The sequence below is a fragment of the Hyphomonas jannaschiana VP2 genome (genome assembly GCF_000685215.1).
GTDB lineage: Bacteria > Pseudomonadota > Alphaproteobacteria > Caulobacterales > Hyphomonadaceae > Hyphomonas > Hyphomonas jannaschiana.
In genome coordinates this window covers 120,662-136,649 of sequence record NZ_ARYJ01000008.1, presented here as the reverse complement: position 1 = coordinate 136,649, position 15,988 = coordinate 120,662, and the positions used below count along the sequence as shown (strand labels likewise).

Below are 15,988 nucleotides of genomic sequence, written 5' to 3'. Positions count from 1 at the left end.
CAAGTTCGAACCTTGTACCGCCCACCATTTCCCTTCAAGGACTTAGGGGTGATTGCCCCTGCATGGCCCAAGCGATTGGGCATGTGAATATCGATCTCACGTTCGATGTCTTCAATCAGTTGCCCTCGGCGAACGGCATATGTGCGGACGATATTCGCATTAAACGCCGCACTTTGTGCAGCGCCAATTTCTTTGTGGCCGTTTGGAGCTTCCGCGTTATTCGGGGCTAAAGACTTGGATCCCGCCTTCAGGATTGAGGTCCTGAATTCCATAGTCGAAACGCCACATCAAATGGCCGAGCGGGTTCTTGCGCAGGATCGGCGCCTGATAGCTGAAGGGCACTTTCCCGTCTGTGCTGACCTTGATGATATAGGCGATATCTGCCGGGTTCAGCTTCACGACCCGTACCCGAAGAAACGGGTCGTTATCTTCGTACGGGTTTTCCCGGTAGAAGAAGCCGTAGGTATTGCCGCTGTCATCCTTGAAGAACCGGCGATTGGACCAATCATAGCTGCCATCGGCAGACATGTATTTCCTGATCACGTCGCGGTAGGTTGTCCGCACCCCGTTCGCATAGAAGGGCGCGAGCTTCGTGGTCGAAGGCGCGATGGAATAGAGGCCGAAAAATTCACGGCCGCCCTCCGTGTAAAACTCTTTTTCCTTCCGGGTGCCTTGAGAGCCCGCCTTCTCCTTCTGGAGGGAACGCTGGCCTGCCATCATCCGATAGAGGTTCTCTTCCAGCTGGCGCATCTCCGGGGAACCGCACTCGACCTTGTTGAAGAACCAGTACATGTTTTCGGCCTGTGCCTGCGGAACGATGTCCCAGAAGCTTTGCCCCCGGTTGCCGCGCAGGAAGCCTGCCAGCCTTCCGTCCACCATCAAGGTGTGGGTGTTCTTGCTCATCCGCGGCACGTACCACCCCATGTTGAAGTAGGACGTATCCTGGATCAGGGTATATGAACGAGATTGTCCGTTGACGATGTTGGCGTTGCACCTGGCATCCTTCGCAATAACATATGCCCACAGAATGCCTTGGCGGACACCTTCATCACCAACATAGTCGCCTGAAAACACGGTCCTGACCGTCGAGGATTTGTACGGGTTGGACGCCTCGCGCGAATACGTATTCGGGGCCAGGGCCCACGTGCTGTTGGGCCAGCTGACATAGCCGTACTTCTTCGCCGCGCTCGTGCGTGCGCGATCACGAAGGTCTTCATACTGTGCTTCCGATTGGGAGATAGTCAGATAACCATTCTGCGACGCAGTCTTGGCGAATTCCCTTTCCGCGATCTGATCCTGGTTGGATTTGTCCACCTTTTGGTTGTACTCCGCAAGCAGCGCCTCAAATGCGGCCTGCGAGTAAGGTGGCTTACCAGCAACCTGCGCTAGCTTGTCACCTCCGAAATACCACTCCGCCCGACTGCCATATTCAGCGTAAACACTGGTTTTAACCGTGAACGGCGAAAGTTCATTCTGAGGATTGAATGGATCAGTGTAATGATCATTTAGAAAATAGCCAACGCCGATAAGGCCGGGCAGGGAGAGCTTGCTCTTGGCCGGAAACATTTTTTTGCTCGCCGCTTTCATAACAGCGTCAAGTTCAAGCCGACTCTCTTCAGATCCAAAAAGAGACTCATCCTTAGCGGTATCATAAATGATATAATACCTTTGAGAATCGTCCGTGCCGTAAACAGCGATTCGGTCAGTTGCATAAGCAAGTGTGTTGCGGGGTTTGCCGCGATCTGCCAGCGTCTCGGGCCATTTGGCAAGATTTGCTTTCGGAGATGCTGCCAGGATAGGAGCGGATGGCTTCGGCGCGACCGGCCGGATCTTCAAGTCGGTCGGAATGGAATGCGGGCCTGCCCTTCCGCCCCGTCCGACCGTCACGCTGAACGTTCCGTCCTGGCCCCCGGCGTTCGCCAAAAGCTTCGAAATGAAATTCGGATCGTCGGGATTGGCCGAGATAAAGGATCCGTCTATCTTGAAGATAGCGTCGCCTTTTTTAAGGTTCGCCGCCTCTCCGGCGCATCCGACCTGAACCCCGATAACTTTTGCAGCATCAATCTCGCCCGGGCCAACCGGTCCATAGCCCGAGCTGTTCTGAGGCGGCTGCGGTATGCGTATCAGCTCAATTTCAGCGCCCAGCTTCCCGCAATCAGACGGCGACTGTGCAGATGCAGACGGCAGGACCGATCCGGCAAACATCATGGACATAACTGGAAGTATGATTTGGACCATTCTGCGCAGCATGAAACGTCTCGTTTTTAAATTATTGCAAGTCAGAGAAAGTAGCGGATCAAACAATCCGACGGCCATTGCTAGCGCTTACCATGAAATTTCCCCCATTTGATTGACGCTCAAAAATAGAATTTGGGGAGGGCGCTGAAGTCAAGTCAATGTTTTTCGAATGGGTCGAGATGGTGACTTTCGGGGCAACAAGGGGGGCCAATTCCCAATAAAAGCACTGGATCGGAACTCGCGACGACAAACGTCTCCTTTCGGCGATATCCGGCCTTTTCAGACAATGGTTCCGAACGGCGTGTCCTTCTATTTCCGGCCGCTTGGTGCCCAAATTCTACTGAGCACGTGCTGAGCATGCTGGAGGCTATTTAGGGGCGCCCACTGGCTATGTTGCGCTACGATGCGACCACTTAAAGTACTTTGGATTCAGTGGTTTGGCGTTTTCTCGAGCGCTTGACATCGTAGGGGTCACAAGTTCGAACCTTGTACCGCCCACCATTCCATCTTCTCAATCTGGTTTTCTGCGACGCTGCTGCGTTCGCTCCTGCGCCTTGTCACAAGACCGGCAGCCATTCGCGCAAAGATGGCACGTTCCCTCCGGGCAATTGTCCCGGATTCGTCCATGAGGCGAATTTTTGGGATTCCGGTCCAATTGGGCGATTTACCTTGGCGTGGCCCGGTTTTCGGGCGAATGTGACACCTTAAGTGCGCCATTTCAGAGCGCCCGGGTGGGGAAATCTGCGGCACGTCATTTGCAGACCCGGAAAAGTAGATTCGCGCAGAGGCTGGACGTTTCTGCGCATGACTGTTCAGGAGTGGAGATTATCATGAAATCGGTACTGGTCTGCGGCGCGGGCGGCTTCATCGGGGGACATCTGGTCCGCCGCCTCAAGCAGGAAGGCTATTGGGTGCGCGGCGTTGACCTCAAGATGCACGAATTTGCCGAGACCGAAGCAGACGATTTTGTCGTCGGGGACCTGCGCGATCAGTCACTGGTCCGCGAAGTCGTGGACCGCAAGTTCGACGAGATCTACCAGCTGGCCGCCGACATGGGCGGGGCAGGCTATATCTTCACCGGCGAAAACGATGCGGACGTGATGCACAACTCCGCCACGATCAATCTGAACGTTCTGGATGCTGCCTATAAGCGCAACTGCAAGCGCATATTCTATTCTTCCTCGGCCTGTATGTATCCGGCCTATAACCAGGAAGATCCGGAAAATCCGAACTGCCGCGAAGACAGCGCTTATCCGGCGGCGCCGGACAGTGAATATGGCTGGGAGAAACTGTTCTCCGAACGCCTCTATCTCTCCTACAACCGCAATCACGGCATGGAAGCGCGCGTTGCGCGTTACCACAACATCTTCGGCCCGCAGGGCACCTGGGATGGCGGCAAGGAGAAGGCCCCGGCTGCGCTCTGCCGCAAGATTGCCAAGGCGAAATCCGGCGATGCGATCGAGATCTGGGGCGATGGCCAGCAGACCCGCTCGTTCCTTTATGTCGATGAATGCCTGGAAGGCACGATCCGCCTGACCCGGTCTGACTTCGAAGGGCCGGTGAATGTCGGTTCGGAAGAAATGGTGACCATCAACCAGCTTGCCATGATGATTGCCGATGTTGCCGGCAAGAAGATCGAGCTGAACCATATTCCGGGACCGCTGGGCGTACGTGGACGCAATTCCGAAAATTCGCTGATCTCTGAAAAGCTTGGCTGGTCGCCGAGCCAGCCGCTGAAAACCGGTCTCGAAAAAACCTATGAGTGGATCGAGCGCCAGGTGCATTCCAATGCACGGGCAGTGGCCTGAATCAGACTTGAGGGAAGGGGCCGGCAGACATGACCGGCCCTGTTTCCGCTTCTGACATATCCCGGCCGCGCGTTCCCGCCGGCTGAAACGGATTGATGAGTATGGACCAGATGGCTGCCCAGGTGATCGGCTTTGCCGGCGACCATCCGCAATGGATTGCGGTGCTGGTCTTTGTGCTGGCCTTTTTTGAGTTCATCCCCTTCGTCTGGGTGGCGCTGGTTGGCGTGGCCGCGCTGGTCGGCCCGCAAAATGTCAGCCATTTGCTGGCCGTCGTGGCGGCGGCAACGATTGGCGGGGCGTTGGGCGACATCAGCCTCTACCTGATCGGCCAGAAGAATTCCGGCCATCTCGGCCGTATCTGGCCGTTCCGCAAACATCCCAGCCTGATCGAAAAGAGCGAAGCCTTCTGTGCCCGGTGGGGCCTCGGTGCGGTGGTGATCGGACGGTTTTCCGGCCCGGTGCGGGCAGGCGTGCCGGTCGTGGCGGGTGCGCTGCGCATGCCGGCGGTCACGTTCTCTGCCGCCTCGGTGGCAGGGGCGCTGATCGCGGCTGTGGTATTCCTTGTTCCGGCGGCGGTTGGCGCCGGCACGCTGTTCGAAATGCTCGGTCTCAGCTGACCGGCGGACCGTGCGGGCCGGATGGCTTGTGACCGATCCACAGCATGTGCGGGACATGGTAGCCGCGATCCAGCGGTATTTCCTCAACTTCGAAGCCAATGGTTTGCAGCTGTTTGCGGATTTCTTCCGGCGGCGGAAAGGTGAAGCGGGTTTCTTCCCCCTTGGTGATGCCAAGGATGTTGACCGCCAGCGTTTCCTCCAGCTTGAGAACCGCCAGCTTGGCGGGCTTGCCTGTGTTCATCTCCTTCAGCAGCAACAGGCCGCCGGGTTTCAGGCTGTCATAGCAGGTCTTCAGGATACCGGCCCACAGGACCAGCGGGACGAGATACATGACATCCAGGATGGCGATATAGTCGGCGGTGCCTTCGGGAAAATCTGCGATACTCATCACGGCCAGCTGATGTCCGCTGATTTTCGCCTTGGCAAAGGCCTGCCGGGCCTGACGTATTTTCTCCGCATCGAGATCTATGCCGACAAGGCTGAGGCCTGGCCGCATGCGGCGGGCGAGGGCGAGGAAAATGCCATGCCCACAGCCAAGGTCCAGAAGCGTGCGTTCCTCTCCGGGTGGCGTGCGGGGGATGCGGTCTATGATCTTGCCGAAGGGGGACAGGAGTGACCGGATCACCTGGTGCAGGCGCCAGACAAAGGGCAGCGGTGACAGGAAATGCCAGACGAAGAGGGCGATGGCCAACCGGCCCAGACGGCGTGGGGGCGACGGGGTGTCTAGGCTGTCAGATTGCGGTAGGAAATCAGCCGAATTCCCCGTCTTTCGATCTCCGCGGCGACCGAGGCGTTTTTCAGAGCTGACAGTTCGTTCGCCCATGCATACCCCCAATGGAGCTTTTCGGACGCCGGGTCGTCTTCTCCCGGGTGGCACATTAATTCACAGCTGCCTGTTTCCGGCAAGCTGGATACCACTCTCAGGAGAGCATCTGTGTCGAGTTTCCCGCCATAATAGAATCCTGCAAAACGATCCGTGGTCGGGCCAAAGCGCTGGCGGGCGCGGCGGCAGAAATGGTTGAGCACAAGCTGTTGTGCAATCCGGGATAATCCGCCGGGTGACGACAACATGTAGGGGCTGACCCGTTCACGCGGCAGGCGCATGGGAGCGATGCCGTGCTTTGCGCCAAGGTCTTGCGCGACTTTCAGGATGCCGGGCAGCATGTGCACATGCTGGTGGCTGTCGAGATGGGAGATTTCGAGGCCAGCCTCGCGGATGCGGGTGATCTGGGCGTCGAGTTCCAGCCGCACTTCCTCCGGATTGATCAGGCCCCGGAAATAGCGCTTCGCGAAAACAGTGATGTGTTTGTGGAAGTGGCCGGTCTCGTCAACGAGGCTGGGCACCTTTGCCGGGTCGGTGAGCGGACGCTCCTCGATCAGGGTGAGGTGGACGCCGATGTCGAGCGACGGTGTGGCCTTTGCCAGCGTGACGGCATGGCCGAAAGCGGGCGCGCAGGCCATGATGGAGGTGGACGTCAGGATGCCGTTCAGGTGTGCATCGACGACGCCGTCATTCACCCGCTCCGACAGGCCGAAATCGTCCGCATGGACGATCAGGCGCAGGCCGTCTTTCGTGGTCTTGCCTTGTGCCGGAGAGGGGTGGGCGGTTTCGGTCATGGCGCGGCAGGGGCCTCGGCAATGGTCGGGAAGGCATACCAGACTTCGGTCTCGTCGCGCGAGTGGATGATGACCGGTTCCCGCCCGCCGGAACGTTTGCTGGCACGCGCCATCAGCCGGTCAAAGCGCTCGTCCAGCCAGCGCGGCTGGTATTTCGAGGTGCGCAGGATATAGACCGTCGGGGTCTCGCCATAGGTCGGGCCGTAGCCCCACGGCCAGTTACGCGTGGAAGCGACATAGTCCGGATCGAAATAGGGGATCTGGAAGCGGACCTTGTCCGGATCGTTTTCCGGGAAGAGCAGCGTGTCGCCCCAGGGGTAGAGTTCCACCGTCGTCAGCCCGTCTTCCTGGATACCGTTCATATAGGCTTCCAGAATGGCGCGGTCTTCCGGGGTGAAGTAGGGGACCTCATCGGCGATGACCATGCCGTCGACATTCATTTCCTGCAGGTAGCCCTTCGGACCTTCGATCCGCCCGGTCTTCAGGAAGAAGAGGCCTGCGATGGCCACGAGGGCGAGCGATGCGCCGAGGGAATAGAGCGCCTTGTCCGGGTAACGCGCACGCACTTCCTTCACGGCGATCTCGATCAGGGCGAGGGCGGCGAGCAGATAGGCGAAATCGTTGAAGACGTCATACCATTGCTCCTCACGCACCCGGCTCATCAGCCAGGCGCCGACGGCAAAGGCGGTGAGGTGCGCGACCGGCACTTTGCGCCAGAGGGCCAGCGCCCAGATGGCGAAGATGGTCACAAGGCCCACGGCGTGCCAGCCGCCGAATTGCGACGCACCCTTGTTGGCCGACGTCGTCTCCGAAAGGCGGTAGGCAAGGTCATGCTCGAAGGCGGCCCAGTGGGTGAAGATATAGAGCGCCTGCGCAGCCCAGGCGGCGACGCCGATGCCGATGACGATCATGCCCATCCGGTTCGGCCAGTTCTTCCACAGCTGCCCGGCAAAGATGGCATAGAAGAAGACCGGCGCGCCCATCAGCATGGCGTTCGGGTGGATCACGGCAGACCCCCCCAGCAGCCCGAGCGCGACCCAGTATTGCTTGTTCTGCACCAGGAGCAGCGCCCCGCAGATGATCGCGAACATGATCGCTTCCATCCGGGCATTGTTGGCCATGGCCACAAAGTGCCCGTTCAGCAGGAAGGCGCCGATCAGGATCAGGCTGACGGCTGCGATGTTGCGGGCGCGCATCGCCGTTGCCAGCAGGCCGAACCCGGCCAGTGTCGCAACGAGTGAGACGGCGCGGGCGATTTCCAGCGAGAACCCCGTGACCTTGAAGATCAGCCCCATAATCAGCGGATAGCCATAGGGTAGCAGCAGGAGCGGGCGGTCCGGGTCAATCTCCGGCGCGATGAAATCGTTCCAGCGTTCAAAGCCACGTGCCTGCCAGAGGAAGTAGGCCTCATCGCCCCATGGCGCGGGCAGGGTGAGGCCCGCCGCCATGTGCACGGCGATCATCAGAATGCCGACAAGCGCTGCGCCCGCGAGGAACAGCCCCGCGCGCAGTGTCCAGCTGTCGTCCCCGCCACGCAGGAATTGCACCAGCTTCTGAAGTGTCTGAGCAGCGTCCATGCGCCGGGCTCCTCCCATTATGCCGTCCCGTGAGGGTGGCTACATTCTCTGGTCGAGATTCTTTTCGGTTTCGACGTGGGCAAAGTTCTGAATCACCGAGGCGATGGTTTCCACCACATCGGCCTTCTGAACCTTGCCGGATGTGTCGCTGACAAGCGCTTCGAGGCGGTCAATGAACTCCGGGCCGATCTTCGCCTTGGCGTGACGGATGGCGAGCACGCTCTCCATGCCGATCTCGTGCGAGGTCTCATCGGCGCCGACGAATTCCTCATACGGTTTTTCACCGGAGGTATCGAGCGGGGTAAGAAGGAGGGGCCATTTGCCTTGCTTGCGCAGCGCGGCCACTTCGTGACGGGCTTCGGCTTCGTCCTCGAACGGGACGGCTTCAAAGCCTGTCAGCTTCAGAACATCGGCTGCGATGGCTTCCAGAAGACGCAGTTCTTTTTCCGGGTCCAGGCGCGGAATGATGATCTCGTCCTGTCCGCCAAGGAGCGAGGCAAGGACACAGATCTCTCCGGCTTCGGCGCGGGTGACGAAATAGCGGCGCGTGCCGCGCGGGGCCGCCAGCGGCTGGCCAAGCTCGATCCGGCGGAGCCAGGCTTGTGGCAGGCTGCCATTGGAGAAGAGCACGTTTGCGAAGCGGGCCGAGGAGACGTTCATGCCGGCGGTCGGGCTGGCGCTGAACAGCACGTCTTCCATCAGGCGTTTGGTCGCGCCCATCAGGCTGGTCGGGTTCGCGGCCTTGTCGGTGGAGACGCCAAAGAAGCGCGCCGTGCCGCCGCGCGCCGCGATCCATGACTTGAACCGCGCCTGACGCACCACATTCGTGTCCAGCATCTGGAGCAGGGAATAGATGTCCTTCTCCGAGCGCACATGTTTCAGCGCGGCGAAGTTCATCACGATGTCGTAGGGATCTTCGGAATTGATCAGCCGCTGGGTGACCGGCGCCCCGAAATTGATGGGCCACATGCGCAGGTCGAGGCTTGCCGGAAGATCCATGCCGGAGCGCAGGTCGCGGACCAGTTCGGCCAGGTAGTTTTCCGAATGGTCGATCACATGGATGGCGGACGGTTCGAACCGGATCAGCGCACGGAGCGTTGCCGAACCGATGGAGCCGCCGCCGCCGACAATCAGGACGCGTTTACCGGTGACGGTCTCTCGGATACGGGCCTCATTGGCCGCGATGTCGCCTTCGAAGAAGGAGCGTGTGCGCGCCACGACATGCTGGTCGAACCGGTCCGGGGAAAGGTCGCTCATGCTCACGATACGGTCTCCTTGCGGGCCCCGGCGTCAGCGTCTGCATTGGCGCCGAATTTGTCGCCAACGAGGTAGCGCGGACGGTTTTTCACTTCATCGAAGATCAGGCCGACATATTCCCCGAGCACGCCGAGGAAGAAGAGGTTCATCGACAGGCCAAAGGCGCCGAGCGCGAACAGCGATGCCCAGCCGGGTACGACGATATCTTCGAAGAAGAGATAGACGGTGAGGTAGTACGCGCCGGACAGGGCGCTGAAAGTGGCGAAGATCAGGCCAAGCCAGATGCAGACACGCAGTGGCAGTTTGGAGAAGGAAAAGATGCCATTCGTCGCAAACAGGATCAGCGCGGCGAGGGAATAGTTCGACCGCCCTGCAAAGCGTTTCTCCGGCACGAATTCGACATAGGAGATACGATAACCGACCCAGGTGACAAGGCCGCGGAAGAACGGGTTGTGCTCACGGAACTGGGTGCGGAACACATCGGCCACTTTTCGGGAAAGCAGGCGGAAGTCGGCCGAGCCGGCGTTCAGGTCGATCCCGGTCATGCGTTCGAACACGCCATAGAACATGCGCGAGGTGACGCGCTTGCCGAAGGAGATCTTCTGGTCGTCATGGCGGAGCGTCTGGACGATCTCGGAGCCGCCGCGCCATTCCTCGATCAGTTTCGGGATCAGCGAGGGCGGGTGCTGCATGTCGCTGTCCAGCATGATGACGGCGTCGCCGCGCGTCTCGTCGATGCCGGCGATCAGCGCCGCCTGGTGGCCGAAGCGGCGGGACATCACCAGCACGGTGACATTGTCTGTCTTCTCGGCGATGCCCTGCAGGATTTCCGCACTGCGGTCCGGCGGAGACGGGTCGACGACATAGATATAGCGGAATTTGTACTCGCCATAGAGCGGCTGGGTCGCTTCGATCAGCGCCTTGTGGAAGGTTTCGATGGCCGCTTCCTCACGGAAGACCGGGCAGACGACATCAATACTCAACATGGGGCTAGGGCCTCGATCACCGATTTCATACCGTTTTCAAATTCGACCTGCGGACGCCAGCCTGTGGCCGCCGTCAGGGTGGAGATGTCTGCAACAACATCCATGACTTCATTTTCGCGGCGCTCGCCGCGGTCCGAATAGGGCTTGTCCGTGCCGGCCGCCTTCAGGCAAGCCGCGATCACGTCGCCCACAGAATGGGATTTGCCGGAGCCGACATTGAACGTGCCGCCGCCGGGCATGCCGATTGTACTGATCATCGCGCCCACCACATCGTCCACATGGACGAAATCCCGTCGTGGGGCGAGGTCTGCGACCACGATTTCCTTCACCGACGGGTCGACTGCCTGTCGGGCAATCGTTGGTATCAGGAAGGAGTCCTTCTGGCCGGGACCGAATGCGTTGAAAAGGCGGAGCACAGTCACGTCCATACCGAAAGTCTTCGCGAAGAAGCGGCAGGCGTCTTCTGCGGCAAGTTTCGACCAGGCATAGGGATTAGCCGGGTTGGGCGGGAAGTCTTCCGGCACCGGGACAGGGGCGCCAGCGCCATAGACGAAAGTGCTGATGAAGGTAACCGGCACACCGGTGCGGCGGCACTGGTCCAGCACGCGGACGGTGCCGTGCGTGTTCACAAGATGATAGGTGGCAGGATCATTCCAGCTGTCCGGCACGAAGGAGAGCGCACCCAGATGGAAGACATGGCCTGCGCCTTCCAGCGGTAGCTCACCGGTCAGCAGGTCGCCGCCGGTCGAGCGGGAGAAGCCCGCGACGTCAACGCCAAGCGCTCTGAGGCGCGCGGTGAGGCGGCGTCCCACAAAACCGGTTTCCCCGGTCACAACAATGCGGCCGGGGAGGGGGTGTTTTGAATTTGATACAGGGTCGGGCACGTCAGAGTCCCAGCTTTTCGCTGAGCTCGGGCCATTCGTCGACGGCGCGGAAATAATCGTCCGGCCGGCCGATGTCGAGCCAGTAGCCCTCATGCGTCTGGACGCTGACATCACGCTTTTCATCCAGGAAGCGGAGCATCAGCTGGTCGAAGCCATAGGCCTGGTCTTCGGGGATGAACTCCAGCACGCGGCGGCTGAGACAGTAGACGCCCATGGACACGAGATAAGGCGTGCGCGGCTTCTCGGTGAAGGAGACCAGATGGTCTTCCTCGCAGCCCAGCACACCATAGTCGATCAGCTGTTCGCGCTTGGAGGCGGCGATGGTGAAAAGCCGGCCGTCATCGGCATGGCGGGCGAAGAAGTCGCCGAAATCGAGATCGCAGAGAATGTCGCCATTCATGACAATGAAATTCTTTGGCAGGTCCTTCATCAGGTGCAGCGGGCCCATCGTGCCGAGCGGTTTGGTTTCCAGCGAATATTCGATGCTGACGCCGAGCTGGCTGCCATCGCCGAAATAGGCGCGCAGGATGTCGGCCTGGTGGTTGACCGCCAGGATGATGCGGCTGAAGCCTTTGCGGGCCAGCTGTTTGATGATGACTTCCAGAATCGGGGACTCGCCAACCGGCATCAGGGGTTTCGGCAGCACGACCGTATAAGGACGCAGCCGCGATCCGAGGCCCCCCGCCAGAATGACGGCTGTGCGGCCGGTGTCGTTGCTCATATGAATACTCCTGTCCCCAGTCTGTGCAGCGCGTTGCGTCTGTGCGAATTACGCGAAGAAAGCTGCAATAACCTTGCCATTTAAACAGGAAACTTCGCCCGCGTCTGGTGCAAATCGGAACACTTGTCAGGCGAGTGGACGAAAGCACGGGGATCCTGCCGGGAGATTCCGGTCGACTGGCATGCCTGATGCAGAAATTCCACTGTCATGAGCGCTGATGCCCCTCGCAATCCGGCCCGTCAGGACCCCGGTGCAAAACCGGGCTACCGGGCCGATGTGGACGGGCTGCGCGCTGTCGCCGTGGTGGCGGTCCTCTGCTTTCATGCGGGATGGAGCCGGTTTTCCGGCGGCTTTGCCGGGGTCGACGTCTTTTTCGTCATATCCGGTTTCGTGATCGCGCTCAGCCTGTTCCGGGATCTGGATGCCGGTAGGTTTTCGCTGAGCGGCTTCTTTGCCCGGCGGGCCCGGCGGATCCTGCCGGCGCTGACGGTGGTCCTGCTGGGCACGCTGCTGGTCAGCCTGGCCATCGTTCCGCCGGTCTATTTTCAGCCTTTCGCGGACAGTCTGATCGCCGCCTCGTTGTTCGTCTCGAACCTGCACTTCTGGCAGACCAGTTCCTACTTCAACAATGACATGCCGTTCCGGCCGCTGCTGCACACCTGGTCGCTGGGGGTGGAGGAGCAGTTCTATCTTGCCGCGCCGGTATTCTTGCTACTGATCCAGCGTTTCCTGGCCGGGCGCTGGCGGCTGGTGGTGGCGCTCTGCCTGGTCGCCTCATTCGGGGTGAACCTTTATGCCATCCGCCACGGCCACTTCGACGCGGTCTTCTACCTGCCTTTTACGCGGGCCTGGGAATTCCTGCTGGGTGTGCTGATCGCGCTGCTGCCGCGCCCGGCGCTTCCGCGCGGTATAAATGAAGTGGGCACGCTGGCAGGCCTCGCGATGATCGCCGGTTCGGTGCTCCTGTTCGGCCCGGCCACCCCGTTTCCGGGCGTCGCGGCGCTCTGGCCCTGCCTCGGGGCCGGGCTGGTGATCTGGTTCGGCAAGCCAGCCGGGGAAGAGGGCGTGCCGTTCCCGTCGCGTCTTCTGTCGTGGGCCCCTGTCGTCTGGACGGGGCGGATTTCCTATTCCCTGTATCTTGTCCACTGGCCGGTGCTGGTGCTGGCGCCGTTCCTGATGATGCGCTGTCTGACCCTTCCGGAGACGGTTGCTGCACTTGGCCTCTGTGTCCTGCTCGCCTGGCTGGTTTACCGGTTTGTCGAGACGCCGATGCGGCGGATCCGTTGGAAAATTCCCACTGTGCTGGTGGCTGCATTCGTCTGCGCGACTGGCACGGCGGCGGTCGGGTGGGCGGGCGCAAAGCTGAATGCCCGCCTGTTTGCGGGTCAGCCTGCCTATCAGCGCGTGCCCGATTTTCACGCCGCCGAACAGGCCTGGCGTGTCGGCACCTGTCTCCTGCGCGACAGTCAAAGCTGGACGGACTGGGAGGCCAGCGCCTGCACAATCGGAGACGGCGGGGGGGCACCTGTCCTCCTCTTCGGGGACTCGTTTGCCGCGCACTATGTGCCGGGCCTTGTCCGGATGGGCGGGATTAAGGACGCGCCTGTCATTGAATACGCCATGGAGGGATGCCCGCCGACATTGGCGCCGGACAGTCCCGGCACGCCAGCCTGCAGGGCCTTCCGCGCACAGGCCGTGGAACTCGCTGGCCGCCTCGGGGTGGATCATGTGATCGTCGCGGGCAGCTGGCTGGAATATGGTACCGGCATTTCCATGCAGGCAGACAGTACGTTAACCGCGTTCAAGGCCGCGGGTATTGAGGTAACGCTGGTCGGCCAGTCGCCGAATTTCCATATTCCGCCTTACATGATCCTCGCCCGGACCGTGCCGCCGGAGGCGCAGCAGGCAAGCCTGCCGCTCAGCGCCGAAGCCCGGGCGATGAACGCAAGACTGGCGCGTCTTGCCACGCAGAACGGCGCTGCCTTCCTCGACCCGGCCGCCCTGCTCTGTCCGGATGGCACGTGTCCGGTCCGCCGGGCAGGGGAGGATTTTTATCTCGATTATGGCCATTTCACCCAAGCCGGCTCCACCGAGGCGGCCAGCGCTGTCTTCACGGACCGGATTCCCTGATCAGGAGTCTGTTTCATTCAGATACACCAATTTGGGGAATCCCGCCTGAATGGGGCGGATTTGTCCCGCTTTGGTGGATTTGGGCTGGATTCCTGTGGTGCGAGAGTTGCTATAGGAAAGCCGGGCGCATGATCGGTGCGCGATAGAGACACACTGGGATCTGAGGGACACATGAAAATTCTGATTACGGGCGGCGCGGGTTATATCGGCTCCACCATGGTACCGCGTCTGCTGGAGCAGGGACATGAAGTGACCGTGCTCGATACGTTCGAACGGGGTACGACCGAACTGGCCGCTGTTTGCGCGAACGAAAACTTCGTGCCCGTGAAGGGCGACGCCCGCGACACCCGCCTGCTGGACGAACTGGTGCCGCAGGCCGACGTGCTGATCCCGCTGGCCGCGCTGGTTGGCGCGCCGCTTTGCAAGCTGGACCCGATTGCCGCGAAGACCCTCAATCAGGACGCCGTCGTGGACCTCGTGAAGCGCACGTCCAAGGACCAGAAAGTTGTCTTCCCGGTCACCAATTCGGGCTACGGCATCGGCGAGAGCGGCAAGTTCTGCACGGAAGAGAGCCCGCTGAACCCGATCTCCCTCTATGGCGTCACCAAGGTGGAAGCCGAAAAGGCCGTGCTCGACAATGGCAATGGCGTGACGCTGCGCCTGGCCACCGTGTTCGGTATGGCGCCGCGCATGCGCCTCGACCTGCTGGTAAACGATTTCACCTGGCGCGCCGTCACCGACCGCGCCGTCGTGATCTTCGAAGGCCACTTCAAGCGCAACTACATTCACGTCCGCGACGTGGTGAAAGGCTTTGAGCACGCCATCGAGAACTTCGACACGATGCGTGGGGAGGCCTACAATCTCGGTCTGTCGGACGCGAACCTGTCCAAGATCGAGCTGTGCCAGAAGATCCAGGAGCACGTGCCGAGCTTCGTTTATCTCGAAGCGCCGATTGGCGAAGACCCTGACAAACGCGATTACATCGTGTCCAATGAGAAAGTGGAAGCGACCGGCTGGCGTCCGGACTGGTCGCTGGATCGTGGCATCGCCGAGCTTCTGCGCGGTTACAAGATGATCCGTAACTCCCGCTACTCGAACGTCTAAGGTCTCGTAATGATCATTGTCCGCAGCCCGCTTCGTGTCTCCTTCTTCGGAGGCGGTACCGATCACCCCTCCTGGCTGGAGCGCGGGGAGAAGGGGGCCGTGCTGTCGACCTCGATCGATAAGTATATTTACATCCAGCTGCGCCGGCTGCCGGCGGTGTTCGACTTCAACTACCGTGTCGCCTGGGGCATGCTGGAAGAGGTTTCGACGATCAACGAAATCCAGCACCCGGTCGTCCGGGAAGTGCTGAAACACTATGCCGGCGACAATGAGACGGGTTATGAGGTGATCCACAACTCCGACCTGCCATCCAAGTCGGGCCTCGGATCATCTTCCTCCTTCACCGTGTCGCTGCTGCATGCCTTCTACGGCAACCAGGAAATGCTCTGCTCCAAGAAGAAGCTGGCCAAGGAGGCCATCTTTGTGGAGCAGAAGCTGCTGGGTGAAACCGTCGGCTACCAGGACCAGATCGCGGCGGCTCATGGCGGCCTGAACCGGATCGAGTTTACCGAAGACGGCGACTATGACATCTCGCCGATCCGTTTGCCGGCGGCGCGCCGCGCGGCGCTGGAAGACTCGATGATGCTCTTCTTCACCGGCTTTACCCGCTTTGCTGACGAGATCGAAAAGCGCAAGGTGGCGAAGTTCGGTGACCGGACGAAAGAGCTGCGCGAAATCTACGATATGGTGGGAGAAGGCGAACGCATCCTCACGGACCCGTCCCGCGACATCAATGATTTCGGGGCACTGCTGCATCAGACCTGGCTCAACAAGAAGGCGCTGGACGCTTCGGTGTCCAATCCTGAAATTGACGAGCGCTACGAAGCAGCTCTCAAGGCTGGCGCGCTTGGCGGAAAGCTGCTGGGCGCAGGCGGCGGTGGCTTCCTGCTCATGTTCGTGCCGCCGGAGAAGCGCGCCGCTGTGATGGCCGCGATGAAAGGCATGACCCATGTGCCGCTGCGTATGGAGCGGAGCGGAACGCAGGTCGTTCTTTACGATCCGGAATTGGATTCCAACTATCTTCCCGCCGGGGCCAAGGTTTCCTGAAC

The 15,988-nt window shown here is 60.5% G+C and carries 14 protein-coding genes; 6 read left to right on the top strand and 8 right to left on the bottom strand.

Annotated features, from left to right (window positions below; genetic code table 11):
* The coding region (locus HJA_RS18710) for a hypothetical protein (protein ID WP_206741720.1) at positions 1-230 on the top strand (230 nt) is incomplete at its 5' end.
* Here HJA_RS18710 and HJA_RS13210 read toward each other — a convergent pair.
* A complete protein-coding gene (locus HJA_RS13210) occupies positions 217-2,250 on the bottom strand; it encodes a hypothetical protein (protein WP_155839991.1) in 2,034 nt (677 codons plus the stop codon). The genes HJA_RS18710 and HJA_RS13210 overlap by 14 nt on opposite strands.
* A gap of 818 nt (positions 2,251-3,068) precedes the next feature.
* On the opposite strand from HJA_RS13210, the gene HJA_RS13205 reads away from it, so the two are divergent.
* Positions 3,069-4,046 (top strand): NAD-dependent epimerase/dehydratase family protein, encoded by a 978-nt coding sequence (locus HJA_RS13205; RefSeq protein WP_035583040.1) that lies wholly within the window; start codon positions 3,069-3,071, stop codon positions 4,044-4,046.
* A 101-nt stretch (positions 4,047-4,147) separates the two neighbouring features.
* On the top strand, positions 4,148-4,663 hold the full coding sequence (locus HJA_RS13200; protein ID WP_051597687.1) for a DedA family protein: 516 nt from the start codon (positions 4,148-4,150) through the stop codon (positions 4,661-4,663).
* Here HJA_RS13200 and HJA_RS18405 read toward each other — a convergent pair.
* The 7 genes from HJA_RS18405 to HJA_RS13160 are packed head-to-tail and all read right to left on the bottom strand — an operon-like array spanning position 4,656 to position 11,705.
* Complete coding sequence (locus HJA_RS18405) at positions 4,656-5,354, bottom strand: class I SAM-dependent methyltransferase (protein ID WP_162177066.1); 699 nt, start codon at positions 5,352-5,354, stop codon at positions 4,656-4,658. The two genes, HJA_RS13200 and HJA_RS18405, sit on opposite strands and share 8 nt — an antisense overlap.
* 32 nt (positions 5,355-5,386) lie before the next feature.
* A complete protein-coding gene (locus HJA_RS13185) occupies positions 5,387-6,280 on the bottom strand; it encodes a carbohydrate deacetylase (protein ID WP_051597686.1) in 894 nt (297 codons plus the stop codon).
* Positions 6,277-7,857, bottom strand: a complete 1,581-nt coding sequence (locus HJA_RS13180) for a hypothetical protein (protein ID WP_035583035.1) — start codon at positions 7,855-7,857, stop codon at positions 6,277-6,279. Before HJA_RS13180 ends, HJA_RS13185 begins: the two co-directional genes overlap by 4 nt.
* Before the next feature lie 39 nt (positions 7,858-7,896).
* Positions 7,897-9,114, bottom strand: coding sequence for a polysaccharide biosynthesis protein (locus HJA_RS13175; RefSeq protein WP_051597685.1), 1,218 nt, complete (start codon positions 9,112-9,114; stop codon positions 7,897-7,899).
* A gap of 2 nt (positions 9,115-9,116) precedes the next feature.
* Positions 9,117-10,100, bottom strand: coding sequence for a glycosyltransferase family 2 protein (locus HJA_RS13170; RefSeq protein ID WP_051597684.1), 984 nt, complete (start codon positions 10,098-10,100; stop codon positions 9,117-9,119).
* A complete protein-coding gene (locus tag HJA_RS13165; protein ID WP_277813106.1) occupies positions 10,094-11,077 on the bottom strand; it encodes an NAD-dependent epimerase/dehydratase family protein in 984 nt (327 codons plus the stop codon). Before HJA_RS13165 ends, HJA_RS13170 begins: the two co-directional genes overlap by 7 nt.
* Positions 10,986-11,705 (bottom strand): sugar phosphate nucleotidyltransferase, encoded by a 720-nt coding sequence (locus tag HJA_RS13160; RefSeq protein WP_035583033.1) that lies wholly within the window; start codon positions 11,703-11,705, stop codon positions 10,986-10,988. Before HJA_RS13160 ends, HJA_RS13165 begins: the two co-directional genes overlap by 92 nt.
* Positions 11,706-11,912: 207 nt before the next feature.
* Here HJA_RS13160 and HJA_RS13155 point away from each other — a divergent pair, with 207 nt between their 5' ends.
* The 3 genes from HJA_RS13155 to HJA_RS13145 all read left to right on the top strand — a co-directional run bounded on the left by HJA_RS13155 (position 11,913) and on the right by HJA_RS13145 (position 15,986).
* Positions 11,913-13,835 (top strand): acyltransferase family protein, encoded by a 1,923-nt coding sequence (locus tag HJA_RS13155; RefSeq protein ID WP_051597682.1) that lies wholly within the window; start codon positions 11,913-11,915, stop codon positions 13,833-13,835.
* Between the two features lie 171 nt (positions 13,836-14,006).
* Positions 14,007-14,939 (top strand): NAD-dependent epimerase/dehydratase family protein, encoded by a 933-nt coding sequence (locus HJA_RS13150; protein WP_035583031.1) that lies wholly within the window; start codon positions 14,007-14,009, stop codon positions 14,937-14,939.
* A gap of 9 nt (positions 14,940-14,948) precedes the next feature.
* Positions 14,949-15,986 carry a GHMP family kinase ATP-binding protein gene (locus tag HJA_RS13145; protein ID WP_035583029.1) on the top strand — a complete coding sequence of 346 codons (1,038 nt, stop codon included), beginning with the start codon at positions 14,949-14,951 and terminating at the stop codon, positions 15,984-15,986.
* The last annotated feature ends 2 nt before the right edge of the window (positions 15,987-15,988 follow it).